Source organism: Ectothiorhodospira shaposhnikovii (assembly GCF_047222355.1).
Classification (GTDB): domain Bacteria; phylum Pseudomonadota; class Gammaproteobacteria; order Ectothiorhodospirales; family Ectothiorhodospiraceae; genus Ectothiorhodospira.
In genome coordinates, this window is sequence record NZ_CP178333.1 from 451693 (window position 1) to 477061 (window position 25369).

General features: G+C 65.4%; 23 protein-coding genes. 7 read left to right on the forward strand and 16 right to left on the reverse strand.

The features are described from left to right. Window positions 1-174: 174 nt before the first annotated feature. The 5 genes from ACLF6L_RS01935 to ACLF6L_RS01955 all read left to right on the forward strand — a co-directional run bounded on the left by ACLF6L_RS01935 (window position 175) and on the right by ACLF6L_RS01955 (window position 8339). Complete coding sequence (locus tag ACLF6L_RS01935; protein ID WP_412852234.1) at window positions 175-639, forward strand: hypothetical protein; 465 nt, start codon at window positions 175-177, stop codon at window positions 637-639. Then, window positions 557-1435 (forward strand): DmsE family decaheme c-type cytochrome, encoded by an 879-nt coding sequence (locus tag ACLF6L_RS01940; protein WP_238617753.1) that lies wholly within the window; start codon window positions 557-559, stop codon window positions 1433-1435. Before ACLF6L_RS01935 ends, ACLF6L_RS01940 begins: the two co-directional genes overlap by 83 nt. A gap of 50 nt (window positions 1436-1485) precedes the next feature. Beyond that, on the forward strand, window positions 1486-3516 hold the full coding sequence (locus ACLF6L_RS01945) for an MtrB/PioB family decaheme-associated outer membrane protein (protein WP_238617752.1): 2031 nt from the start codon (window positions 1486-1488) through the stop codon (window positions 3514-3516). A 218-nt stretch (window positions 3517-3734) separates the two neighbouring features. After that, a complete protein-coding gene (locus tag ACLF6L_RS01950; RefSeq protein WP_412852235.1) occupies window positions 3735-6668 on the forward strand; it encodes an OmcA/MtrC family decaheme c-type cytochrome in 2934 nt (977 codons plus the stop codon). A gap of 300 nt (window positions 6669-6968) precedes the next feature. Then, window positions 6969-8339 (forward strand): sigma-54-dependent transcriptional regulator, encoded by a 1371-nt coding sequence (locus ACLF6L_RS01955; protein ID WP_238617869.1) that lies wholly within the window; start codon window positions 6969-6971, stop codon window positions 8337-8339. Here ACLF6L_RS01955 and ACLF6L_RS01960 read toward each other — a convergent pair. From ACLF6L_RS01960 to ACLF6L_RS02025, 14 genes are all read right to left on the reverse strand, one after another. Next, entirely contained in the window at window positions 8336-8935 is a 600-nt protein-coding gene (locus tag ACLF6L_RS01960; RefSeq protein WP_412852236.1) for a hypothetical protein, read from the reverse strand. The two genes, ACLF6L_RS01955 and ACLF6L_RS01960, sit on opposite strands and share 4 nt — an antisense overlap. Then, window positions 8890-9384, reverse strand: a complete 495-nt coding sequence (locus tag ACLF6L_RS01965; protein ID WP_412852237.1) for a hypothetical protein — start codon at window positions 9382-9384, stop codon at window positions 8890-8892. The genes ACLF6L_RS01960 and ACLF6L_RS01965 overlap by 46 nt, the downstream gene beginning before the upstream one ends. A 112-nt stretch (window positions 9385-9496) precedes the next feature. Further along, entirely contained in the window at window positions 9497-10465 is a 969-nt protein-coding gene (locus ACLF6L_RS01970) for a LysR substrate-binding domain-containing protein (RefSeq protein WP_412852733.1), read from the reverse strand. Window positions 10466-10540: 75 nt separating this feature from the next. After that, window positions 10541-10798, reverse strand: coding sequence for a hypothetical protein (locus tag ACLF6L_RS01975; RefSeq protein WP_412852238.1), 258 nt, complete (start codon window positions 10796-10798; stop codon window positions 10541-10543). Beyond that, a complete protein-coding gene (locus ACLF6L_RS01980; RefSeq protein WP_238617748.1) occupies window positions 10795-11067 on the reverse strand; it encodes a 4a-hydroxytetrahydrobiopterin dehydratase in 273 nt (90 codons plus the stop codon). The genes ACLF6L_RS01975 and ACLF6L_RS01980 overlap by 4 nt, the downstream gene beginning before the upstream one ends. A 13-nt stretch (window positions 11068-11080) precedes the next feature. Continuing rightward, complete coding sequence (locus ACLF6L_RS01985) at window positions 11081-11572, reverse strand: ferritin-like domain-containing protein (RefSeq protein WP_238617747.1); 492 nt, start codon at window positions 11570-11572, stop codon at window positions 11081-11083. Window positions 11573-11574: 2 nt separating this feature from the next. Beyond that, the gene (locus ACLF6L_RS01990; RefSeq protein ID WP_200171838.1) at window positions 11575-11880 is read right to left on the reverse strand and encodes a BMC domain-containing protein; all 306 of its coding nucleotides are present in this window, start codon (window positions 11878-11880) and stop codon (window positions 11575-11577) included. Window positions 11881-11931: 51 nt separating this feature from the next. Next, window positions 11932-12237 carry a BMC domain-containing protein gene (locus ACLF6L_RS01995; protein WP_090208150.1) on the reverse strand — a complete coding sequence of 102 codons (306 nt, stop codon included), beginning with the start codon at window positions 12235-12237 and terminating at the stop codon, window positions 11932-11934. Between the two features lie 46 nt (window positions 12238-12283). Next, window positions 12284-12532, reverse strand: coding sequence for a carboxysome peptide B (locus ACLF6L_RS02000; RefSeq protein WP_238617745.1), 249 nt, complete (start codon window positions 12530-12532; stop codon window positions 12284-12286). Beyond that, the gene (locus ACLF6L_RS02005) at window positions 12532-12804 is read right to left on the reverse strand and encodes a carboxysome peptide A (RefSeq protein ID WP_200171834.1); all 273 of its coding nucleotides are present in this window, start codon (window positions 12802-12804) and stop codon (window positions 12532-12534) included. The genes ACLF6L_RS02000 and ACLF6L_RS02005 overlap by 1 nt, the downstream gene beginning before the upstream one ends. Continuing rightward, window positions 12804-14405 (reverse strand): carboxysome shell carbonic anhydrase, encoded by a 1602-nt coding sequence (locus ACLF6L_RS02010; protein ID WP_412852239.1) that lies wholly within the window; start codon window positions 14403-14405, stop codon window positions 12804-12806. Before ACLF6L_RS02010 ends, ACLF6L_RS02005 begins: the two co-directional genes overlap by 1 nt. Window positions 14406-14483: 78 nt before the next feature. Continuing rightward, a complete protein-coding gene (locus ACLF6L_RS02015; protein WP_412852240.1) occupies window positions 14484-16391 on the reverse strand; it encodes a CsoS2 family carboxysome shell protein in 1908 nt (635 codons plus the stop codon). Window positions 16392-16427: 36 nt separating this feature from the next. Next, on the reverse strand, window positions 16428-16772 hold the full coding sequence (locus ACLF6L_RS02020; protein ID WP_090208164.1) for a ribulose bisphosphate carboxylase small subunit: 345 nt from the start codon (window positions 16770-16772) through the stop codon (window positions 16428-16430). 53 nt (window positions 16773-16825) lie between these two features. Then, a complete protein-coding gene (locus ACLF6L_RS02025; RefSeq protein WP_238617742.1) occupies window positions 16826-18241 on the reverse strand; it encodes a form I ribulose bisphosphate carboxylase large subunit in 1416 nt (471 codons plus the stop codon). Between the two features lie 428 nt (window positions 18242-18669). On the opposite strand from ACLF6L_RS02025, the gene ACLF6L_RS02030 reads away from it, so the two are divergent. After that, window positions 18670-20355 (forward strand): SulP family inorganic anion transporter, encoded by a 1686-nt coding sequence (locus tag ACLF6L_RS02030; RefSeq protein WP_412852241.1) that lies wholly within the window; start codon window positions 18670-18672, stop codon window positions 20353-20355. Window position 20356: 1 nt separating this feature from the next. On the opposite strand, the gene ACLF6L_RS02035 is transcribed toward ACLF6L_RS02030, so the two are convergent. Further along, window positions 20357-23491 (reverse strand): efflux RND transporter permease subunit, encoded by a 3135-nt coding sequence (locus tag ACLF6L_RS02035; RefSeq protein WP_412852242.1) that lies wholly within the window; start codon window positions 23489-23491, stop codon window positions 20357-20359. Further along, complete coding sequence (locus ACLF6L_RS02040) at window positions 23491-24657, reverse strand: efflux RND transporter periplasmic adaptor subunit (RefSeq protein ID WP_412852243.1); 1167 nt, start codon at window positions 24655-24657, stop codon at window positions 23491-23493. Before ACLF6L_RS02040 ends, ACLF6L_RS02035 begins: the two co-directional genes overlap by 1 nt. 91 nt (window positions 24658-24748) lie before the next feature. Between ACLF6L_RS02040 and ACLF6L_RS02045 the strand changes: the two genes are divergently transcribed. Then, on the forward strand, window positions 24749-25369 hold the full coding sequence (locus ACLF6L_RS02045) for a TetR family transcriptional regulator (RefSeq protein WP_412852244.1): 621 nt from the start codon (window positions 24749-24751) through the stop codon (window positions 25367-25369).

Below are 25369 nucleotides of genomic sequence, written 5' to 3' on the forward strand. Positions count from 1 at the left end.
GTCGAGACCTTCTGCAGAGAGCGTGCCATCCTGCTTGCATCACTTCATGGGCGTGATGCCCCGACGACGGACACCCCGTTCCGTTCTTGGTTTATGTGCGCATAAAAGCTTGTGATCTCAATGGTTTTAGCGATCGATGCCGGGGCTTGTCGGGATGCCCGGCGTTGATGCCGGATGCGCACTTTTCCCCGAATCCTGGGGGATCGAATGCGCTGGTGCTGTTCATTCTCTGCGCAAGATGATCATAACCTGCTCACGTCATCGCCGATGACCGCGCCTGTTGACGGCCTTGATTCCATTCGAGCTGAAGGGTGGGGTGCTGGAAGATTTTTTACCAGCCCGGCGTTGGTCGATCTGTTTTTAACCACCGGCCATGATCGTTTCAACCCGGGGGTCAACATAAGAATCAACGATTTACATATGGTTTTTTTGTTGGCCCGCATCCTGCATCAGCAGGCTGGCGAACCTTGCCCCACCATCCAGCAGTCGATGCTGACCTCCAGGTCTGCACAGGGCCTGCGCAATAACAAACAGGGGCAAACCAGAGGGGGTTGTGATGAGGCATTGGTTACTCGTATTCGGCATTGCACTGGCGATGGTGCTGGTACCCGTGGCGCCCGCCTGGGCGGTGGGTGGTGATCCCGAGCGGCCCGTGCGGGGTGTTGACAAGGTGCCCAAGCTGGAGGTGGACCGCTCCGCCCGTATCCAGGAACACGTGCAGCGTATCTTCAGGACACCCCACGCCAACTTCGCGGATGAGCGCACGCCGTTTGCCCAGGGCATGTGCAATCGCTGTCATGGGGCGGGGATGGAAATCTTCTTCAATCCGGAGAAGGAATCCGCCGAGCGCATGAACCAGCCCTGCCTGAGCTGTCATGAGGAGGGCGCCCGTCGCCACTGGCACGGCAGTACCCATGAATTCTCCGGTCTGGCCTGCGTCAACTGCCATGCCATGCACAATGAGCGCCCAAGACTGCTCAAGGCCGATACCCAGCTTGAGGTGTGCGGTGCCTGCCATCTGGATCGTCGCGCCGATTTCGGCAAGCCCTCCCATCATCCGGTCCCTGAAGGCCTCATGCAGTGTACCGACTGCCACAACCCCCATGGCACGCCCGGCCCCAGCAAGCTGATCGGCCATACGGTGAATGAGACTTGCTACAACTGCCATGCCGAAAAGCGGGGACCCTTCCTGTGGGAACACAACCCGGCCCGGGAGGCCTGCACCACCTGCCACGACCCCCACGGTTCCATCCACCGGCCGATGCTGGTCAGCCGTCCCCCCATGCTGTGTCAGCAGTGCCACCTGGGTTCCCATTCCGACGTGGCACTCACCGGGGCGCGGATGGACTTCCGGGTGCAGGGTCGCAGCTGCCTGAACTGCCATAGCCAGGTCCACGGTTCCAACCATCCCCGTGGCTTCGTGTTCAAGGAATGAGGCCAACCGTCACCGGCAACTGCCGGTGGATGAGGTGCGAGGAGAGAATCATGAGCAGAATGTCGAAATCACTCTTGACCACCACGGTCTGCGCCGTGGGTCTGGCCACGCCGTTGACCCTGGCCGCCCAGGAGGGATCAAACCAGATCGTGAGAAAGGAGATCCGGGCCGGCGTCGGTTATCTGAGCGAGGACTCCTTCCGGCTGGGACGCTTTACCGGCGTCGATCAGGCCGGTGTGTTCCTGGATTTGGGGTTCCTGCTGCGCGGGCTGGATCCCCATGACGGTGACACCAATCGCTACTGGCGGCTGGAAGGCCGCAACCTCGGACTGGATTCCCGCGGCTTGAAACTGGATGCCGGCGAACGGGGACGCTACAGCACCTTCCTCTATTACCAGGAAATGCCCAGCTATCAGTATCGGGACGTGGGCACGCCTTACCGTGGGACCGGGTCGGGAAATCTGAGCCTGCCGGCCGGCGGCGGGGCCGCAACGGCCGAGGATTTCCTGAGAGATGTGGATCTGGGCGCCCACCGTCAGCGTCTGAGCGTGGGGGGGCGGGTCAATCTGGATACCCGCTGGCGGGCCAGCACGGCGGTGCATTACGACCGCAAGGACGGCCTCATTGCCCGGGGTGTGAACAACGACTACTTCTGGGCGTTGCAGCGATCCGCCGTGGTACCGGTGCCGGTGGACTACGAGACCACGCGCTTCGAAGCCGATATCACCTATGACGGTGAACAGTTGCAAGGACGGCTGGGGTATCACCTGTCCGTCTTCTCCCAGCGTGACGGCCAGAGCCTGGAGGTCCCCGACGCCACGGTGGCCAACTGGGACAACGCACCGAGCCGCACGGTGGCGCTGGAACCGGACAATCAGTTTCATCAGATCACCGGTTCCATCGGTTATACCTTCACCGACAGCACCGCCCGGGTCGGTGCCGACGTGGCCCTGGGCAGAATGACCCAGGATGAGCGGTTCGTGGAGGCGTTCGCGGGGCTGCCTTCATCCCTGGACGGTCAGATCAATACCACCCTGGTGAATCTGCGGGCCAGCGGCCGTCCCCACGAGCGGCTGAACCTACGCGCGGGGTATCGCTACGACGACCGTGACAACCGCACCTCCGCCTATGACGTGGAACACAACGGACGGACCTGGTCTTCACGTCCGGTCAGTTCCACCCAGCACCGCTATCACGTGGATGCCAGCTACCGGGTGCAGGATCGGACCTATCTAAATCTGGGGGTGGTCAGGGACGAGCGGGAACGGACCTTCGATGACCGGGAACGCACGGATGAAACCGCCTACAAGGCCGGCATTCGCACCCGGGCGATTCCACGCACCACCCTCAGCGCTGAATTCCAGTATGCCGAACAGCGGGGTTCCAACTGGGAGCGGGACACGGCACCCGAAGCCCTGCGCAAGTACTACCTGGCGGATCGTGACCGTCAGAGCATCACCCTGCTGGCCACCTTCCAGGCCAATGGCCGGCTGCAATTCACGCCACGGGTGCAGTGGATCGACGATGACTATTCACGTTCCGAGCTGGGACTGCAGTCCGCCGAGCGCCAGATCTGGGCCATGGATGTCTCCTATGTCCCCACTGACCGGATGACTGCCTTTGCCTTTTATGCCTACGAGAACGTCAAGGCGGATCAGGACGGTTTCCGGGCACCGACCCCGACCCGTCCCGGCGGCGAGTTCTGGCGTTCGCAGCGGGATGAGGACTCCCTGACCCTGGGCCTGGGTGGTGAATACGTGGTTCGCCCGGGCAAGCTGACCCTGGGGACCGAGCTGATTCATATCGAAAGCTCGGGCCGTGCCCGGGTGAGGTCCGAGCTCGGCAACGGCGTCTATCCCAGCCTGGAGGCACGCCTGACCCAATTCAGCCTCTACGGCGATTACCGACTGCGCCAGAACCTGGATTTCCGTTTGCGCTACATGGTGGAGCGTTACCGGGAAAAGGACTGGGCTCTGGATGGCGTGGGCGTGACCGGTGTCGGCAACCTCATCCTGCTGGATCAGGAAAGCCCGGATTACACCTCGCACCTGATCGCGGGCACGTTGCGTTATCGATTCTAGATTATTGATTTTAAAATAATTAATTCGATGGGTTGGGCGATATGGATGAGCGATGTTCGGCCTGGTGCCGGAATCGCTGCGAGCGTCCACGGCGAATCAACCTGGAGGTGGGGAGCATGGCACGAATCAGACGATCGAAAATGGAATACTTCACCGGTGGGGGATCTTCACCCCCGGTCACTCTCAGTGAGGTGGGGCAAGGTCGGTCTCATGGCCGCATGAATGTCGTCGTGAGGAACGGCATGCATCTGGCCCTGGTCACCCTGCTGGCCCTGGTGCTGACGGGCTGTCTAGCCAGCGACAGTGGTTTTGATGAAACCACCACCGGCGGCGGTGGTGGCGGTGGTGGTCTGCCGGCGCTGCCGGGTGATTCGGCCGCCGGCCCGGATCTGCGCATCACTAGCGCACAGGTCAACAATGAGGGGCATCCGGTGGTGGAATTCACCCTGCTGGATGGACGGGGTGCGCCCATCACCGACCTGTCCGCGGCCAGTTTCACCTTTGCCAAGCTGGCCCCCAGGAGCCGGTATGGTCAGGGCTATGACTGGGTGAACTACATCACCCGGGAACGTCCGGTGGCCGATTCCGGGTGGATGCTGGCGGTCTCGGAGAACAATCCCACCGGGGCGCCCATGTTCGGCAATGCCATTCAAGGGAATATCGAGAACAACGGTACCTTGGAGAATCTGGGCAACGGCGAGTATCGCTACACCTACAATCTCAATGTGAATCAGGCCAGCCGGACCATCACCGGCGAGAACGTGGGTCAGCTGTGGCGCTGCGTGGAAGATGGCTCTCATGATAGCCATGAATTCTCCGATCGCCGTCAGGCAGAGACTGAGCTGGGCGAGGCCATCCGCTGTTCCTGGGCGGATGGCACCACGCTGCCCCGGGGGGTTCGCATCGAGGGCAGTGGCAATACCCTGACCTATACGGTGGAATACAACGACGACTGGACCCACCGGGTGGGCATGCAGCTGGGAGGCGGCCTGGTGGCCAACGCCTGGTATGACTTCATCCCGGCCACCGGCGAGCGTCCCACCCATGGGGTGGATGCCACCCGGGACATGATTTCCCTCGACAGCTGCAACACCTGCCACGACGGCACCCTGCGCAAGCATGGCGGCAACCGGGTGGAGCCCCAGTACTGCGTCACCTGTCACAACCCGGGCAGCGTGGATCCGGTCAGCGGCCGCAGCATCGACTTCAAGCAGATGGTGCACAAAATCCATCGGGGACAGTCACTGCCCAGCGTGCGTGCCGGTGTGCCCTATTTCATCCGCAACAACGACTTCAGCAAGCTGCGATTCCCTCAGGCCGTGCATGACAATGGCAACATCGGTCATGTGGGCAACTATGCCTCCCACGGCGTCCTGCCGAATGGCAACCCGATCCCACGTCAGGCCTCCTTCGGCATCGACAATTGCGTGAAGTGTCACATGGGTCAGGAGACCCGGGACGAGCTGGTGCTGATCGCCGGCGGCGAGGATCTGTTGGCCAAGCAGAAGCTGGCGAGGGTGACCCCGGACGGTGACAACTGGTGGGGTCCCACCCGTACCGTCGAGGCCTGCGCCGCCTGCCACGACAACGTGTTCTGGTACAACTTCTCCGATGCCGACGTGGCGCTGCCGGGTGGCGTTCATCCGGATGAGACCCTGCCGGCTCTGCTGGCCCAGCGTTTTGGGGCCTCAACCGAAGGGCCGAGGGGAGACTGGCGCAGCGGCCACCGGACCGGGTTCAATCCGGATACCGGATGGCAGGGTGACGGCACCCTGGCCGGCGCCTTGGGTAGTTCCCTGTTTGTCACTGGGAACTGTGGCGGCTGTCACAACCAGACCCCTGTCGGCGATGCCGCCAACATCGGGTTGCGGGGGATCGAGCAGGGCGGCAACAACCGGGTTCGCGTGACCCGGGCCCACCTGAGTTTCACCCGGGCGGGCATTCGCCAGGACCAGCTCCGGATCGAGCTGGAACCGGCCACCCTGGATCCGGCCGCCGAGACCGTGACCTTCCGCCTGCGGGTGCGGGATGACGCCAAGAACGTCTACCTGAGACACGACGTCAATGCCACCTTCTCCCTGGGCTTCGTCATGGGCTGGCGCGAGGAAGGTTTTGCCGACTTCACCCACTCCAGCGACGTCAATAACAACTGGCCGGGTCGTACCACGGACTTTGGTTGTAATGCCGGTTGCTGGACCAGTGGCTCGGGCAGCAACATCACCATTGCCGGACCCACGGGGAGCGGGTATTACACGGTGACCCTGGATGTGTCCTCCATCATCGACACCATGCCCGAAAACGGCACCGGCTCCATTGCGGTGCAGCATCAGGTGGTGCCGCTGGATGCCCTGGGTGCGGTGGATAGCGTCTGGGATGACAGCCGCACGCCCATCGTCAACGCCCTGCATCGGGTGACCACCTTTGCCATCGGCAACGCGGTTCCGACGCCTCGGCGTCAGGTGGTGGATGTGGAGGACACCTGCCGGTCCTGCCATATCCGTTTCGCCAAGCACGGAGGCAACCGCCGCAACAACCCGGAGCTGTGCGTCCATTGCCACAATCCCAACAATACGGACATTTCCCACGCGGCACGCCGGGGCGTGGAGGGGCAATTCGATGGCAAGCTTGAGGAGTCCAAGGACTTCAAGCGCATGATCCATCACATCCACAGGGCCAACATGGGGGCGGACGGCATCCAGCTGCGTGCCCTGGTATTCGGCGGTCCGGCTCCGCGGGGAGATGAGGATGGTCAGTGGGAGAACGCCCATCACTTCCCGGGCAGCATTGCCAACTGCAATACCTGCCACGTCAACGACAGTTACAAGCTGCCGTTGGCCGAGGGGGTGATTGGTTCCACCCATCGCAGCTTCGACTGGGAGACCGGCAACTTCGCCAATGCCGGTGCGGTGGCCTTCGGTGCCGATAACGAGCTGAATAACCTGGAGCAGCACCGGAAGTTCAGCCCGATTGCCTCGGTCTGTACCTCCTGCCACACCAATCCGGACTGGTTTGAGAACCATATCCAGCCCCGGGGTGGTTCCATGTCCGCCGGTATCAACAACCTGGATCCTGGCGGCGAAAACTGCCTGACCTGCCACGGTCCCGGCGGTGACGCGGACATCAGCCAGGTCCATGACATTCGGCCTCGGTGATGGGATGACCGGGGGGCTTTCAGTCCCCCGGCCATGACAGGTGTTCGTCCTTTTGACCCCTCCCAATGATTTTTCCAGGGAGGGGTTTTTTTTGGAGTTTTTCCACGGATTTCCTGGTGCTGGAGGTGGCATCCCGGGCCGGCATAAAGACCCTGTAACTTGACAGTCATTTTATTTGTGGTTATATGTCCATCACATTTGACAATAATCAAAGGCCGAAAGAGTGCCGGGCCATGTACCCGGCGCCTTGAGAAAAACGGCCGACATGCGACCTGGGGCGAGGAGAGAAGAGTGGACACCATGAGCGGCAATGTCATTCTGATCGGCTGGGACTGCAGTGCTCAAGGCAAGGCAGTGGAACGACTTCTCACGGCACAGGGACTGGCATGCGAGCATCGACCGACGCAAGAGGTCGTCGGCCCCGTGAGTGAGTCCGCGGAGGTTCTGCTGGTACGGGAAAGCGGTACCCGGGCCCCGGGACTGCCGGTACTGCAGGCCCTGCATGACAGCGGCAACACCCGGTCCGTGATCCTGGTGGGGGATCGTCTGCTACCGGAGCAGGTGGTGCAGGCCACCCGGATGGGGGCGCTGGATGTTCTGCCCGAGCCACTGGATACCGATCGGCTGATGGCCGCCCTGGAGCAGGCCCGTCTCAGCAGCCTGAGCGCCCATGTGGACGAGGTCATCCGGGAGGACTGTCCCTCGATCCTCGGCTCCTCTCCCAAGATGGTGGAGGTTTTCAAGCAACTCGGGGTGGCGGCCTCCAATGACCTGAACGTCCTGCTTACCGGCGAGACCGGGGTGGGGAAGGAGGTCTCTGCTTACTGTATTCACCGTCACTCCGCCCGGGCCGGCGGTCCCTACGTGGCCATCAACTGCACCGCCATCCCCGAAGGTCTGCTGGAAGCGGAACTGTTCGGCCATGCCCGCGGGGCCTATACCAACGCCGTCAATGACGGCATCGGCAAGATCGAGGCGGCGGAAGGAGGCACCTTGCTGCTGGATGAGATCGGCGACATGTCGCCCACCTTCCAGGCGAAGCTGCTGCGCTTTCTGGAAGACAAGCATTTTCACCGCTTGGGGGATGCATCCGCCCGTTCCGCCGATGTGCGCATCATTGCCGCCACCAACCGGAATCTGCTGGCCGAGGTGGAGGCCGGACGGTTCCGGCGCGACCTGTATTATCGCCTGGCCCAGTTCCCCATCAGCATCCCGCCCCTGCGTGAGCGGCCCGACGACATCCGTTCCCTGGTACGTGCCTTCGTGGCTGAGGCCAATCTGCGTCTGGGTCTCAAGATCACCGAGGTCTCCGAGGAGGCGGAGGCGGCTGCCCTGAGTTATCACTGGCCCGGGAATGTGCGGGAATTGAAGAATCTCGTCTATCAGGCCGCGGTGCGAACCCGTGTCGGCGGCATCACCGGCTTTCCCTTCGTCGTCGGGGCGGCGGGCGAGTGCCCGGCCGGTCACGAGGTCGGATCGGGTGGTGGATTGGAATCACTGGTGAAGCGGGCGGTGGCCGGGGGGCAGGTGCGGCACCTGCTGGAGGAATTCGAGGCCCTGACCCTGCGCAGTCTGCTGGAGGCCTTCGAGGGCAATCGCAGCCGGATCTCGGAAGAACTGGGCATCTCTCGCAATACCCTCAGGGCGAAACTCAAGGTCCACGGACTTTAATCCAGCAGTTCCAGCCCGCGAGTACGCCAGTTCACCACCGCCGTGTGGGGCACCATGCGGCGGGCCAGCTCAGGGAAATCCTTGCGAATGACCTCGCGGGCAAAATCCGTGAGGAAGCGGGATTCCAGCATGGCCCGCGCCCGGTCCGGGCCGATCTCCTCATAGGGCGCCGAGGTCAGCAGCATGAAGCCGTCATCGGGTATCCGTCCCGCGGCCATGTTGTCCTCGATGATCCCCGCGGCCTTGTGCACGGGGGTGGACAGATCCGGGCTGTAGGGGCCGATGATCAGGGCCGTGTTGGGTACGTGCAGGAAGTCGAACCCCCGGCCGACGCAGATGGCCCATTCCCGATGCTGGATGTCCAGCTCCCGGGGCACGCCCCGCAGGGACTGTACATGGGCCAGGTTACCCTCCAGCAGGGGCAACAGATCCCGCCGCACTTCCGTCGGCATGTCGGGACAGACCGGCATCAGAAGACCTTCCAGATCCGCGGCATTCTCCGTCTCCAGACGGCTGATATCCAGCACCTCGTCCCGGTCACCGTGGATGATCAGGGCATCGCTATCGGTCTCGAAGCCGCAGACCAGCGGGTACACCTGCTGCCGGTCACGGCCGAACAGGGCCTCTGCCTGAGCACGAATCTGATGGGTGTGGGCGATGGCGGCCTCGGTGTCGTAGCCGAAACCGGCACAGCCCCGCGAACAATCGCCCCGGGATAGGTGATCATCAGCAGCACCCGATGCCCGGCGGAAGCCGCATCCTGCGCCATCTCTGCGATCAGCTTGCCCAGAAAGGGCCAGCCCAGATCAAAGCGTCCGCCCAGGTTGCGGAAAGGGCGGATGATGCCCAGCGGGGTGCGGGTGGCGTGGGGGATGTGAATGCGCCCGTCCATGCATTTGAGCACGGCGATGCGGGTGGAATGCCGTGCCAGATAGCGATCCCGGGCGAGAGAGGCCGCCGGGCTACAGAACAGTTCCGAATGCTTGCGGGACAGGTTGATCAGCCACTGGATGCGTTCCTCGATGGGGTAGGTGTGCACCTGCATGTTCTGGGTCGCCGGTCTTGATTTTATGCATGATAACACCAGCGATGGCAGGGCTCTTGAGCCAAGGACACAGCGGTCGGGACCGCCGGTGTCACGCCGGCGGCGTCGGGGCTCAGGCGGACGGACTGGAAAGGCGCAAGGCCGCATCGGTCCGATCCAGCGAGGCCTGAATCTCGGCCTCCCGTTCCACGGCAAAGGCAAGGAAGGCCCGGGCGATCAGTGACAGGTCCCGTCCCTTGGGGTGGACCAGGTACCAGGCACGCTGAATGGGGAAGCCTTCCACATCCAGCATGGTGAGTCGTCCGGCACCGCCGTCCAGGTTCAGGGAGTGCAGGGACAGGGTGGAGATTCCCAGGCCGGCGATGATGGCGTGCTTGATGGCCTCGTTACTGCCCAGTTCCATGCGCACGTTGGGCTTGAGGCCGTGCTTGCTGAACAGACGGGTTACCGCATCCCGGATGCCCGAGCCCGGCTCGCGCAGGATGAAGCGCTCCTGGATGATCCGCTCCAGCGGGATGTTCTTTTCCCCGACAAGGGGATGGTCGGCACGGGCGACAATGATCAGGGGGTTGGGCGCCAGATAGGTGGCCTCCACGGACAGGCCGATGGAGTCCGGTTCGCCGAAGATGTACAGGTCGTCCTCATGGTTGAGCATCCGTTCGATGATGCGGTCACGGTTGCTGACCTTGAGGGAGACATCGATGCCGGGGTAGGTCTCGCAGAAGGCCCCAAGGATCTCCGGGGCGAAATACTTGGCCGTGGTGATGACGCCCAGGCGGAACCGGCCCCGCTTGAGGCCCTTGAGATCCGCCAGACGTATTTCCAGGTCCGCCAGGGTGTCCAGGATGCCCCTGACGGCCTGATAGACCTCCCGGCCTGCCTCGGTGGGTTCCACGTTGCGTCCCGACGGCATGAACAGGGGCGCGCCCACGGTCTCGGAGAGTTTCTTGATCTGCATGGAGACGGTGGGCTGGGTCAGGAACAGCTCTTCCGCGGCCCGGGTGAAGCTGCCCAGCCGGACGATGGCCTCCAGGATCTGCAACTGCCGCAGGCTGGCGTGGCGGATGAACCGGTTGGGCATGTCCGGCTGGCGCGATTCATCCTGGGATCCCGCATCCTCCGTGCCGGTGTCGTGTCGCTCGTCCATGAGGGTCACTCAGTCGGGCCAGACCCGGCGGCCCGGAAGGTATCCGGTGTCGGCGGTTCGGGGCTGTGGCTTGCGGGTGGACGGGCCGGATTTGCCGGCCGTGGCCGGGCTCCGACGGCGCCGGGGCGTGGCCGTGGCCGGACTACCCTGTGCCGTGGGCGTGTGGGTGACTTCCGGATTGGCCCGGGTCGTATCGGCGGATGAGGCGGGGGCCGAGGGCTTTGCGCCAGCCGTGGGCGGTGATTGCTCGTGCTTGGGTTCGGTCATGGGTGCGCCTCGTTGGTGTCCGTGGGCTGGAAGGCATCCAGGGCGTCGACGAAACGGCGTTGTTCGTCGCTCAGTTCGGTGGCGTTGTCGTCGGCATGCAGGGTGATGTTGACATAGGTGCGTCCGAAACTGATGTCGGGGTACACCCCTTCCTGTTCCGACAGTGCCCCGGCCTGTTCCAGAAAGCGGCGTGTGGCCTCGTAGTCCGGAAAAGCCAGACGGCGCTCCAGTCGCAACGGGCGTTCACGGCGGGTCCAGTCGGGATGCATGGGCAGCTCTCCTTCAGAAATAGACACGATCTCCGAAATCATGATGCCGTGTCGGGGCCAGCGACGCCAGCCACTGTTCCAGTCCATGAAATCCATGGATCTCTTCTTCCAGCAGCGCGGCGAAGAAGTCTTCGTGGCCGGCGTCACCCAGACGGCGGCAGCACGTCACGGCATCCTGATAAAGCGCGATGATCTCCCGTTCCAGGCGCAGATCTTCCCGCAGCAGGGCTGCCAGGTCACCGCCCGCGCGGGCCGGACGCAGCTGGGAGGCAGCGGGGGCGAACCCCAGCGCGAGCATGCGCTGGGTGAGACGGTCGGCGTGGTGCATTTCCTCCACCATCTCCCGGCGCAACCGTGCCGCGGCTTCCGGCAGGCCCCAGGCCTCCACCAGCGAGGCCTGGGTCATGTACTGCTGGACTGCCGAAAACTCAAGGCTCAGGGCGCGACCGAGATAGCCGGGGATGCGGGGATGAATGCGGCCGGATGACACCGGACGTCCCATCATCGTCAGGCGGCGCTACCGCCGGTCTTGCCCAGGATCGGCTCCACCTCCCGGTGGGGACGGGCGATGATATGAGCGGCCACCAGGCCGTCACCCACCCGCTCGCAGGCATCGGCGCCGGCCCGCACGGCGGCGTTCACCGCGCCGGTCTCGCCGCGCACCAGCACGGTCACATAGCCGCCGCCCACGAATTCCCGTCCGATCAACCGCACCTCGGCGGCCTTGGTCATGGCGTCCGCCGCCTCGATGGCGGGCACCAGGCCTCGGGTCTCGATCATCCCAAGCGCGATACCGTAGTTGTCATTGGCCATCTTCGTCTCTCCGATCATTCACTTTGATGTGTGTTCATCCCGATTGCCGGGTCATTCGGTGCTGGGGCCGCCCACGGGCAGGATGGGCTCCACCTCCCGGTGGGGGCGGGCGATGATATGGGCGGCCACCAGGCCGTCACCGACCCGCTCGCAGGCATCGGCGCCGGCCCGCACGGCGGCGTTCACCGCGCCGGTCTCGCCGCGCACCAGCACGGTCACATAGCCGCCGCCGACGAACTCCCGCCCGATCAGCCGTACCTCGGCGGCCTTGGTCATGGCATCGGCCGCCTCGATGGCGGGGACCAGGCCGCGGGTCTCGATCATCCCCAGGGCAATGCCGTATTTGTCGCCACTCATGGTGTCTCTCCTGTGTTGTTTCGGATCATCGTTGTCAAAATCCCCGTCATGCCGGTTCCCACTGGTCAATCACCCCGCCCACGGTCAGGTCGGTGAGGATGTCCGCGTTGCCCATGGCATAGCGGGCCGCGGAACCACTGACCAGGAACACCCAGTCACCCGGGCGGGCACCCACCGGATCGGTGGCCACGGCCTGGCGGCCCTGGGGGTCCCGCACCAGACGCAGATCCACATGGGCCAGCCCCGGAATTCGCTGTGTACAGACCACCGACCCCACCACTTGCCGGACTTCCATCAGCTCGACTCCCCGCCGCCGGCTTCGTTTTCCGGCGGCCAGCGGTCGATGATGCCGACGATGGTCAGGTCGCTGGGAAACTCCTTGCTGCCGGCGGCCTCCCGGGCCGCCGAGCTGCCCACGCAGATCACCCAGTCACCGGGGATGCAGCCCACGGAGTCCACCGCCACCTGACGGGAGCTGCCGTCGCGCACCACCAGCAGGTGCTTGTGTTCAAAGCCGGGTATCCGGTTGGTGGATACCAGCGGGCGTTCCACCTGACAGATCTTCATCAGTGTCCTCCTTGTCCGCTTGGGTCCGTGGACGCGGCCACCCGCTCCAGACCGCCGCGGGTGTCACAGTCCCGCACCACCAGCAGGCGGTGCAGCAGGCCGTCCCGGACGAGGGGGGCGTAGCGTTCGGTCATGGCCCGGTCCACCTGCAGGCAGCGGGCGATGGCCCGCTCCCGGGCGCCGGGCACCTGGCCGTGGTAGTCGAATCGGATCACCACCGGGATGGGCAGGCCGTGGGGGTGATTGAGTCCCCCCAGGATGCGGCATCCCACATCCAGGTCGGCGGCACCTTCCTCCACCGTGTGCAGGTAGGCGAAGAAGGTGAGGTTGCGCAACTGGATCTCCTCGAAACCGATGCCCACGCCCATGAAGCGCTCCGCGTGGCCCTGGTCCGGGTAGGCACCGCCGTGACGGCGGTCCACGTAGTCCAGTTGGGACAGGTTGTGTTCCACCAGATGGGCGATCAGCTTCACCATGCCTTCGTCGGGTGCGGCGGGGGCGTGTCGGCGAACCTGCTCCAGAATGTGGCCGCGGGCGGCCTCCGGCGTCATGGACAGGGTCTGACGGTAGATGTCACGGGTATCCAGGCCCGATTGCAGGTCCATGTGCCCACCGGCGTCGGGGACATGGATGCGCAGGGCATCGGTATCCGTGTCCAGGCCGATGAGCAGCAGGGCGACGGAGGCGCCGCAGCAGAATCCGTTTTCCACCGCCTGGCGGAAGGCCTGCAAACGTTCCAGACCGGCCCGGGCCGCCGCCGTATCGTCGGAGCCGTGGGCGGCGCAGCCTTCGTGGGCGGGATGACGGGAGCTGAAGTGGTAGATCACCGTCTTCAGATATCGGGTCGGGGCATCGGCGGTGTTGGGCGTGCCGGCCCGGTAGCGGGCATGCTCCACCTCCACCCATTTGCTCACCGTGTCCTCCACGTCGAACAGGGCGCCGGCGGATGAGCGCCGTCTGACCGCGCCGAAGGGCAGGCGCAGCACATAGCTGATGGCGTGGGCCAGACGACCGTCGGCACAGGGCGTGACGTCCATCAGGTGAAAGCCACAGCCTTGCAGGAAGGTATTGAATGCCCGGGTGTCATGGCCCTTGAGCGGGTCGTGGGCAAAGAAACCATCGGCCATGCGGCAGTAGGTCTCGAACAGACAGGCGGCGTGGAGGCGGGGCAGATCCAGTCCCTTGATCCAGGCATCCGCCAGCAGATGATCCGGCAGCCGGAATCCCAGGGTTTGTTCCGCCAGGGCCTGGGCCTTGCCGACAAAGCCCTTTTCCCGCTGCAGTCCGGCCAGTTCCCGCAACAGCGGCAGGATCCGGTCGAAGGATGACTTCACCGCGGTTTCGTAGGCCTGGAGCCGGTGGTTGGCCGCCTTGTCGGTGAGGGGATGCAACTGAGCTTGGGACCGACCGTTCCCGGCCGGGGATGAAACCCGATGCACATGCCGGGGATGCGCTTCCCGCACCGGCATCGCCTCGGACGGCGGCTCCGTCCGGGCGATCGGCGAGGGCTGGGTGGATGCCGCGCCGCGGCCATGACGACGAACCGTCGGGGCAGTGGCCCAGATCAGACTGTCACGGTGTGAGCGGCGGCGGGTGAGCATGGTGTGTCGGTCTCTGGTTCGTGTGGGTCGGTTTCAGTGGTGGTTTCAGTGGTTTTGAAGGGACAGGGTCCGTGCGGGTCAGCCCCGGGCGCCGCCTGAGTAGGTAACCAGTGATCCTTTTTCCGTATTGCCGCTGCTGCCGGTCACGCGACTCACCGGCGGCGGCACATCCTGGTTACGCTTGTGGGTGACGGCCGGCATGGCACCCATCAGACCGGGCCGGGTGGGATTGCGGCGGCGGGCGGAACTGCCCTCGGTGCCGGTCACCCGGTCGCCCCGTTCCCAGTCATCGCCGGTGATCTTGCTGCCGCTGGACTGGCCTTCCCCGGTGATACGGGCACGGCGGGGTGTTTCCGGCTGGGGATCAAAGTCGGTGGATGCCGCCTCCGGCAAACCCGCGTCCAGATCCCCCAGCGCGGCGGGCAGCCGTTCCGGACGGGCCTGATCGGTACCGGTGATCTTGTCCGCCGCCATGTCGAAGGGGCCGGTGATGCGACCGCCCTGCTGGTCATAGCGGGTACCGGTTACGCCCACGCTGCGCCGTTCACGCTCTACCTGACGGGCCGGCGAGGTGACGGTGAAACCCTGTCCCGGCGTCGTTTCCAGGGGTTGCGGGAAATCCGGCTGACCGGGTTGGGCGGCCAGGGAAGTCCGCTGCTCGATCCGGGCCTGGGCCTCGGGCGGGCAATAGTCCGCGATCTGTTCCGGGCTGGTGTAGGGCGTGCCGGTCACCGCCTGACAAGTGCCCGGTTCGTCGCCGGTCACCTGACGGGAGCGGCCGGGCAGGCTGCCGGAGACGGTGCGACCCCGGGCGGTGGTGGCATGGGTCACCTTGGGCGGCTGGGTCGGTCCCGGCGGCGGCGTGTCGCAGAACTGTTCGTACTGCTCCTGGCCGACGTACTCGTTCCCGGTCACACGGCGGCAGGTGCCCGGCTCGTTGCCCGTCACCCGGGCGCCACGGCCCAGTTCGTTGCCGGTCACCCGACTGCCCTGACCGGTGCGGGTGACATGCACCTTTTCCGGCCGGTTGGGCGGGGTGGTCTGGCAGAATTCGTGAAAGATCTCCGCACCCAGGTATTCAGTGCCGGTGACGGCGCGGCAGGTGCCCGAGTCATCACCGGTCACACTGCGGCTACGCCCCACCCGGGTACCCGTCACCGACTGGCCTGCGGCGGTTTCCGACAGCCCCACCTTCCAGGGCTGATCCTGGGCCGGTCCGGACCGGCCGGGCCGGGTGCGTCCGGCCGGAGCGGTGCGACGGGTACCCATGGCACCGCCCTGGCTGCGCTGGGCCCGCACACTGCGGGCCAGTTCCCGCCCGGACAGGCGGGGATTGGCCTGCCGGGCCAGGCTGGCCGCCGAGGCGGGGGTGCCGGCGGCCGACTTGCCCCGGGTGGACAGGGCGGCGCGCCGGGCCCGGGACTGCAGGCGTCCGGCCGGCTGGGTGTTCGGGGCATTGCGGCGCGGTACGTTCCGGCGACGGTCCTGGGCGGTGCCGTTTCCGGTACGGTCGCTGCTCCGACGGGAGAGGGAATGACTGCGGGTCACGGTCCGCTCGGTCCGGGGTGTGGCGGATTCGTCGTTGCGGCCGCATTGCCCGCCGCACTGGCAACCGGAGGCCGTGGACGGCTGAACGGTGTCCGGCGTGGCGGCCACGGGGGCCTGCCGGACCCGGTCGCTGGAGGTGTCGGCCCGCTTGCCGGCCCGGGACAGGGCGGCACGGCGGGCCAGTGCCTGGGCGCGACCGGAAGCCTCGGCGACCACGGGGCGGGCGGCAGTGGCACGACCACGAGCGGGGGATGTCGCCGTCGGCGCGGACAGGCGGGCACGGGGTGCCGGCCGGCTCACGGCCGGTTCCGGCGCCGGCCGTGGGGCCGCTGGTCGAGGGGCGGCACCCGTGCTGCCCTTGCCCCGGCTGGAGAGGGCCTGGCGGCGCGCCAGGGCGGCCTGGCGCCCGCTGGAACTGCTGGATGGTCTGTTAGCCATGGTCTTTCCCCGCTCGTGGTCTGCCTTGGTCCGTGATCAGCGCCGCCCCTCGAACACCACGAAGGATGCGCCTTGGCACTGGGTGTAGTTGTCGTAGCCCGTGAGCCGCACATGGTGATCCGGGTAGGCCCGATGGCAGGCCTCCAACTCGGCGGCCACATGGTCCAGGTTCACCTCGCCGAAGAAGGGCAGCTTCCACATGGTCCAGTAGTGGTTCATGGAAAAGTCCGGATGCACATGTTCGATGCCCGGCGTCCAGCCCTGGGCAATGATGTAGGCGATCTGGTCAAAGACCTCTTCCTGGGTCAGCGGGGGCAGGAAACCGAAGGTTTCCAGGGTCTGTCGGGTCTGGTAGTCACCCATGGTGTTCTGGAAAGGCATGTCTGCAGGTCCTCATGTTCGGAAGGGGGAGTGATCCGGCCCGGTGCGCGGGATCAGCCCGCGTCCAGCTTGTCCACGGTGTCGAACTCGAACTTGATCTCTTTCCATGTCTCCATGGCGATGGCCAGTTCGGGGCTGTGACGGGCCGCGTCGGTAAGGATCTCGCGGGATTCCCGCTCCAGATCACGGCCTTCGTTGCGGGCCTTGATGCAGGCCTCCAGGGCCACCCGGTTGGCGGCGGCGCCGGCGGCATTGCCCCAGGGATGGCCTTGGGTACCGCCACCGAACTGCAGCACGGAGTCGTCGCCGAAGATGGTGACCAGGGCGGGCATGTGCCAGACGTGGATACCGCCGGAGGCGACGGCGAACACCCCGGGCATGGAGCCCCAGTCCTGGTCGAAGAAGATCCCGCGGGAGCGGTCTTCGGGGATGAAGGACTCCCGCAGCAGGTCCACATAGCCCAGGGTGGAGGCCCGGTCACCTTCCAGCTTGCCCACCACGGTGCCGGTGTGCAGATGGTCGCCGCCGGAGAGGCGCAGGCACTTGGCCAGGACGCGGAAGTGGATGCCGTGCTTGGGATGACGGTCGATGACCGCGTGCATGGCCCGGTGGATGTGCAGCAGCATGCCGTTCTTGCGGCACCACTTGGCCAGGCCGGTATTGGCGCAGAAGCCGCCGGTGATGTAGTCGTGCATGATGATGGGCTGGCCCAGTTCCTTGGCGAACTCGGCCCGCTCGTACATCTGTTCCGGGTCCGGCGCGGTCACGTTAAGGTAGTGGCCCTTGCGTTCGCCGGTTTCCGCCTGGGCGGCGGCCACGGCCTCGGCCACGAACTCGAAGCGGTTCTGCCAGCGCATGAAGGGCTGGGAGTTGACGTTCTCGTCGTCCTTGGTGAAGTCCAGGCCGCCGCGCAGACATTCATAGACGGCGCGGCCGTAGTTCTTGGCCGAGAGGCCCAGCTTGGGCTTGATGGTGCAGCCCAGCAGGGGGCGGCCGTACTTGTTGAGCTTGTCCCGTTCCACCTGGATGCCGTTGGGCGGACCCATGCAGGTCTTCACGTAGGCCAGGGGGAAGCGGATGTCTTCCAGGCGCAGATGGCGCAGGGCCTTGAAACCGAAGACGTTACCCACCAGGGAGGTGAGCACGTTGACAATGGAGCCTTCCTCGAACAGGTCGATGGGGTAGGCGATGAAGGTGTAGAAGGATTCTTTGTCGCCGGGCACGTCCTCGATGCGGTAGGCTCGCCCCTTGTAGAATTCCATGTCGGTGAGCAGTTCGGACCACACCGTACTCCAGGTCCCGGTGGAGGACTCGGCGGCCACGGCGGCGGCCACCTCTTCCCTCGGCACTCCCGGCTGTCCGGTGACCTTGAAGCAGGCCAGCAGGTCGGAATCCAGGGGGACGTAGTCCGGGGTCCAATAGAGTTCGCGGTACTCTTTCACACCCGCGTCGTAGGTCTTCACGCTCATGGTCATCAGCTCCTGTGGTCTGTGCCCCGCCTCTGACGGGAAGGCGACGTTTGCTCTATGGGAAAGCTACAGCAGGAGTGGGTATATCTATAAATCGATTGTTTCTATTTAATGGATTGACAGGAGTCTATGTATGGGTGGGAAGGTCGTGATGACATTTGATGAGTGAGCGTCACGTCTGCACGTCTGCGCCCGTGCCCTTTTACACCGTCATTCCCGCTTTCGCGGGAATGACGGATCAAGTGCTGGGAATGACGGATCAGGTTACGGGAATGACCGACCTTCATACACTCGGGAACCTGTTCAGGCATGGCGATGCCCGAATCCGGAGTACTCATAGATTCAATGATATGAGTCCATTTACGAAATTCGATTATTGTTGAACTGAATCCCCTTCGATAATGGGGCCACTCAATGAGGAAGCCCAGATGCGAGTCTTCAACGAGATCCGGTTCAACAATCTGAAGGGAGACCTGTTCGGCGGCGTGACGGCGGCGGTGATCGCCCTGCCCATGGCCCTGGCCTTCGGCGTGGCCTCCGGCGCCGGCGCGGAGGCGGGGCTTTACGGCGCCATCCTGATCGGCCTGTTCACCGCCCTGTTCGGCGGTACGCCCACCCTGATCTCCGAACCCACCGGCCCCATGACGGTGGTGTTCACGGCGGTGATCGCCTCCCTGATCGCCGCCAATCCGGAGCAGGGCATGGCCATGGCCTTCACCGTGGTGATGCTCACCGGCGTGTTCCAGATGGCCTTCGGGGCCATGAAGCTGGGACGCTACGTCACCATGATGCCCTACACCGTGATCTCCGGGTTCATGACCGGCATCGGCATCATCCTCATCATCCTGCAGTTGCCCGGCCTGCTCGGGCATGCCACCCCGGCGGGGGGGGTGATCGGCACCCTGCAGGGGTTGCCCGGCCTGCTGGCGGCCATTGATCCGCTGGAACTGCTGCTGGGTGGCGCCACCCTGGCCATCCTGCTGTTCATGCCGGCCCGCCTGAAACGCTATCTGCCGCCCCAACTCATCGTGCTGGTGCTGGGAACGCTGGCGGTCATGTACTGGCTGGGCGGTGAGCAGGTAAGGGTGATCGGCCCCATCAATACCGGGCTGCCTTCCCTGCAACTGCCGGTGTTCACGGCGGAACAGTGGCTGATCATCGTGGTGGACGCCCTGGTGCTGGCCCTGTTGGGGTCCGTGGATGCCCTGCTGTCGTCCGTCATCGCCTCCAGCATGACCCGCCATGAATCGAACTCGGACAAGGAACTGGTGGGGCAGGGCATGGGCAACCTGGCCTCGGGTCTGTTCGGGGGCCTGCCGGGGGCGGGGGCCACCATGGGGACGGTGGTGAACATCCAGGCCGGCGGGCGTTCGGCCCTGTCCGGTATCGTGCGTGCCCTGATCCTGGCCGTGGTGGTGATCTGGGCCGCCGGACTCACCGCCAACATCCCTCTGGCGGTGCTGGCCGGAATCGCGGTGAAGGTGGGGCTGGACATCATCGACTGGCGCTTTCTGCGCCGTGCCCACCGGGTGTCTCCCAAGGGTGCCCTGATCCTCTACGGGGTGATCGCCATGACCGTGTTCGTGGATCTGATCACCGCCGTGGCCATCGGCCTGTTCGTGGCCAACGTGATGACCATCCGGCGACTGGCGGACGTGCAGGCGGAGTCGGTCTGCATCCTGCCGCCCCGGCGACCCGAGGATAACGACACCAACGGTCGCTGCGCCGACCTGTCACCGGAGGAACGGGCGCTGCTGGCCCAGGGCAAGGGGCGCTTGAAGATCCTGCATCTGAGCGGTCCCCTGGTGTTCGGCGCGGCGGAGGCGATCACCCGTCAGGAACCCAAGCTGGAAGGGGCCGGTGTGCTGGTGGTGGATCTGGCTCGGGTACCCCATCTGGGCGTGACCACGGCGGTGGCCCTGGAGGCCGCCATCCGGGGTGCCCTGGACGGGGGTGTGCAGGTGATCATGTCCGGGGTGCAGGACCAGCCCAGGGCGCGGCTGGCCCAGTTGGGGCTGGACGCCCTGCTTGGCCCGGATGCCTGGATCCCGGAGCGGCACCAGGCGCTGGCGCAGGGAGCGCAGCGTCTGATGCCGCCGGTACAAGGCCAGTGACTTACCGGCTTTCCAGCGGTGCCTGGTCGCGACGGGCCCTCCACCAGTCGGCCATGTCCTCCAGCAGTTTATAGAACAGCGGCACGAACAGGAGGGCCAGGGTACTGGCCGCCAGCATGCCGCCCACCACCACGGTGCCGATCTCCTGACGGCTGGCCGCGCCGGCACCGCTGGCATACACCAGCGGCAGGCTGCCGACGATGAAGGTGAACGCGGTCATCACGATGGCACGGAAACGCTGCCGTGCCGCGGCCGTGGCGGCCTCGGTGGTGGACATTCCCTCGCGCCGGTTCTGGGCCGCAAACTCCACGATCAGGATGGCGTTCTTCGCCGCCAGACCGATCAGCACCAGCAAGCCCACCTGGAAATAGATGTCGTTGGGGAAGCCCCGACCAAAGGAGGCGATCACCGCCCCCAGTACCCCGAAGGGCACCGCCGAGGCCACGGCCAGCGGCAGGGTCAGACGCTCGTACTGGGCCGCCAGAATCAGGAATACCATCAGCATTCCCAGGGCGAAGGCGGCACCGCCGGCCCCGGCCCCCGCATCCAGCTGGTAGGCCTCACCGATCCAGCCCAGCACGGTGTCCGCGTCCTGATTCAGTTGCGCCGCCACGGCCTCCAGGGCCTCCTTGGCCTGGCCGGTGGTGTAGCCGGGTGCCGGGTCAGCCAGGATCTTGGCCGCCGGGAAGATGTTGAAGCGGTTGATGATGTCCGCGCCGCTGGTGCGTTCCAGGGTCACCAGGGAACTGAGCGGGATCATGTCGCCGCTGCCGGAGCGCACGAATACCCGACGCAGGTCGTCGGCCTGGCTGCGGAACTCACCTTCGGACTGCAGGTTCACCTGCCACAGACGTCCTGAATAGGTGAAGTCATTCACATACAGGGAACCGAAGGTGCTGCGCATGGCATCGAAGACCTCGGTGATGGGCACGCCCGCGGCCATGGCTTTCTCCCGGTCCACCTCGGCGTGGTAGCGGGGGATGCCCGTGGTCAGGGTGCTGCGCACGTTGGTCAGTTCCGGCCGCTCGTTGCCCAGAGCCGCCAGTTTCTGCGCCAGGGCCTCGATCTGCGCCGGGCTGGTGTCTCCCCGCACCTGCAGATAGCCTTCCACGCCGCCGGTCAGGGACAGGCCCATGATCGGGGGTGGGATGAAGGCAAACACATTGGCCTCCTGAATCCCCATGCCCATGCCCATGACGCGGCGGGCGATGGAGGCGGCATCCTGTCCTTCACCCTGGCGATCATTCCAGTCGGTCAGGTTGGCAAAGCCCACGGCGGCATTGGTGCGCAGGGAGCCGGCGATGATGTCGAAGCCGGCAAACGAGGTGAAGTCCTGGATCTCCTCCTGCCCGATGAGCTGGGCGGACAGGGTGTCCCGCACCTGTTCGGTGCGTCCCAGGGCCGACACCGGCGGCAACTGTGCCACCACCAGGGAAACCCCCTGGTCTTCCTGGGGCACCAGTCCCGTGGGCATGCGCTCCAGCAGCCACACGGCACTACCGGTGAAGCCGGCAAACAGCACCACACCCAGTATCCAGCGGCGCAGCAGGAAGGCCACCGTCGCCACGAAGGCGTCGGTGATGCGGTCAAACAGCCGGTTGAAGAGGCGGAACGGCGCGCTGGGCGCGTGGGGTTGCTTGTCCAGCAACAGGGCACACATGGCCGGGGTGAGGGTGAGGGCGACGATGCCCGAGACCACCACCGAGACCGCGATGGTCACCGCGAACTGGCGATACAACTCGCCGGTCAGCCCGCCGAGGAAGGCCACCGGCGCGAACACCGCCACCAGGACCAGGGTGGAGGCCACCACGGCGCCCGCCACCTGCTGCATGGTCTGGATCGAGGCCTCGCGGGCCTTGAGGCCCTTTTCCGCCATCAGGCGTTCCACGTTTTCCATCACGATGATGGCGTTGTCCACCACGATGCCGATGGCCAGCACCAGTCCGAACAGGGTCAGCAGGTTGACGGAAAACCCCAGTGCCTGCATGCCGGCGAAGGTGCCGATCAGGGACACGGGGATCGCCGCCACCGGGATCAGGGTGGCGCGCAGGTGCTGCAGGAACAGGAAGGTGACCAGGATCACCAGACCCACCGCAATGAACAGGGTGATGAACACCTCGCGGATGGAGATCTCCACGAACTCGGTGGTGTCGTAGGGGATGTGATAGGTCAGCCCTTCCGGGAAACGTTCCGAAAGCTCACCCAGCGCGGCACGCACTGCCCGGGCCGTGTCCAGGGCGTTGGCCCCGGGCTGCAGGTAGATGCCCATGGGCACCGTGGGCCGGCCGTTATGGGTGGCGGAGAAGGCGTAGTTCTGCGCCCCCAGTTCCGCCCGGGCCACGTCTCCCAGTCGCAGGGTGCTGCCGTCGGGCTGGGCGCGCAGGATGATGCGTTCGAATTCCGCCGGGTCCGCCAGCTGTCCGCGGGTGGTCACGGTGAAGGTGAAGGCCTGATCCACCGGGGCGGGTTCGGCGCCCAGGCGCCCGGCGGCGAACTGGGCATTCTGCTGCCGGATGGCGTTGGCCACGTCGGACGGGGTGAGATCGAACTGGGCCAGCTTGTCCGGCCGCAGCCAGATGCGCATGGAGTAGTCCTGAGCCCCGAACAGGGAAGCATCTCCCACGCCGGGCAGGCGTACCAACTCGTCCAGCACGTTGAGCAGGGCGTAGTTGCTGATGAAGATGGGGTCGTAACGGCCGTCCGGGGAACTGAGCACCGTCACCAGCAGGATGTTGGTGGAGCGGGCCTGTACCCGCACCCCCTGGTCGCGCACTTGCTGGGGCAGGCGGGGCAGGGCGGCCTGAACCCGGTTGTTGACGTTGATGGCGGCCTGGTCCGGGTCCGTGCCCATCTCGAAGGTCACGGTGATCTGGATGGTGCCGGCGTCGGTACTGGAGGACTCCATGTAGATCATGTTGTCCACCCCGTTGATCTCCTGCTCCAGGGGCGCCGCCACCGACTCCGACAGCACCTGGGCGCTGGCGCCGGGGTAGCTGGCCTGGACCACGATCTGGGGCGGCACCACGTCCGGGTACTGCTCGATGGGCAGCGCCCGCAGCGAGGCCAGCCCCGCGACGATGATGATGATGGAGATGACGGATGAAAAGATCGGCCGATCAATGAAGAAGCGCAACATTACTGGTCCCGTCCCTGAGCGTTCACGGGAGAGACCTTGACGCCGTCACGCAGGCCCACGTGGCCGTTGATCACCAGGCGTTCACCGGCCGAGAGCCCGTCCAGGATCACCTGCCGGCCATCCACCATCGGTCCCAGACGCACGTGCCGGGCGTGGGCGGTATCCTCATCGTCCACCAGGAAGACCCGGGGGCCGTCCCGGTCCTGGCTGACCGCGGTCGGATCGATCAGGAACACGTCCTTGAGCTCCTGCACCATGATGCGCACCCGCACGAACTGACCAGGGACCACCAGACGGTCCGGGTTGGGAAACACGGCGCGGGCGGAGACGGTGCCGGTGCGGGGATCGATGCTGCTGTCGGTGAAGTCCACCTGGCCCGTGTGTTCATACAGGCTGCCGTCGGGCAGCAGCAACTGGACCTCGTGGCTCTGGACTTCTTCGCGCCCCATCATGGCCTGGCGGGCGGTGCGCTGGATGGCGGCATCCTGCTCCGGCAGGGAGAAACGCACATGGACGGGATCATGCTGGGTCAGGGAGGTGAGCAGGGTGCCCTGGCTGATGAGACTCCCCTCGGGCAGGCTTTCCAGTTCCGTGGTGCCTTCGATGGGCGCCACCACAGTGGTATAGCGCAGATTACGCTGGGCATCGGCGACCGAGGCACGGGCCAGATCCACCCGGGCGCGGGCCAGTTCCAGTTCGGACAGGGCCTGATCCCGGTCCCGGGTACTGACCACGTTGCGCTGATACAGGTCGGAGATCCGGTTCCATTCCCGCTGCGCCTGATTCAGCCCGGCCTGGGCGTTGGCCTGTTCCGCCTCGGCCATCTTCAGGGCGATCTCGTAAGGCTCGGGGTCGATGCGGAACAGCGGAGTGCCCTGGCCGACGGCCTGCCCTTCCACGTAGAGCCGTTCTTCCAGAATCCCGTCCACCCGGGCGCGCACTTCCACTTCCCGTGAGCCGCGCACCCGCCCGGCGTAGTCGCCACGGACCTTCACATCCTCCGTGGTCAGGGTGCTCAGGGTCACCGGCGGCGGGGGCATGCCGCCGGACCCGTTACCCGCGGCTTCGTCGCCGCTGCCGCAGGCGGACAGCCAGAGGGCGGCGAGCAGGGTCGCGGTCAGGCCGGCGGCGGGCAGGGCCCGGCGGGTACGGGAGGGGGTGGACATGGAGCGAGTCTCCGGAGCGGGGGTGTTTACAGAAACATACAGACGTGCATGTATAATAGGTCCGAAATTCTGACTGTCAAGCGCGGGAACCATGCGACGCACCAAAGAAGAAGCCGAACAGACACGAAACCTGTTGCTGGATGCGGCGGAAAAAGTCTTTCTGGAACAAGGGGTTTCCCGGGCCAGCCTGGAGGCCATCGCGCGCGAGGCGGGCATGACCCGGGGGGCCATCTACTGGCATTTCCGCGACAAGGCGGCCCTCTACGGGGCCATGCTGGACCGGGTGCGTCTGCCGCTGGAACGGCTGCGGGACGAATTCGTCCGGGAGCCTGACGCGGACCCCGCCGAGGTCATCGAACGGCTCTGTCTTGCGGCGCTGGAGACGTTGGCCGGCGATGCCCAGGTGCAGCGGGTGTATACCATCGTCTTTCACCGTCGGGAGCGGGAGGCGGACAACCAGGTCTGGCGGGATGCGGAACTGGAAGGGCGGCGCCGGGCGGCCCGGGTCATGCTGGAATGTTTCCAGGCGGCCCAGGCGGCGGGGCGACTGCGCCCCGGGGTGACGCCGGAAATGGGGCAGCTCACCCTGGAACTTTATTTCACCGGCCTGTTCTATGCGTGGCTGCTGGAGCCGGAATACTTTGATCTGTTGAAGGATACGCCCGCCATGATCCGTCGTATTCTGGACGGTCTGCTGCTGCCGCCCGGATAG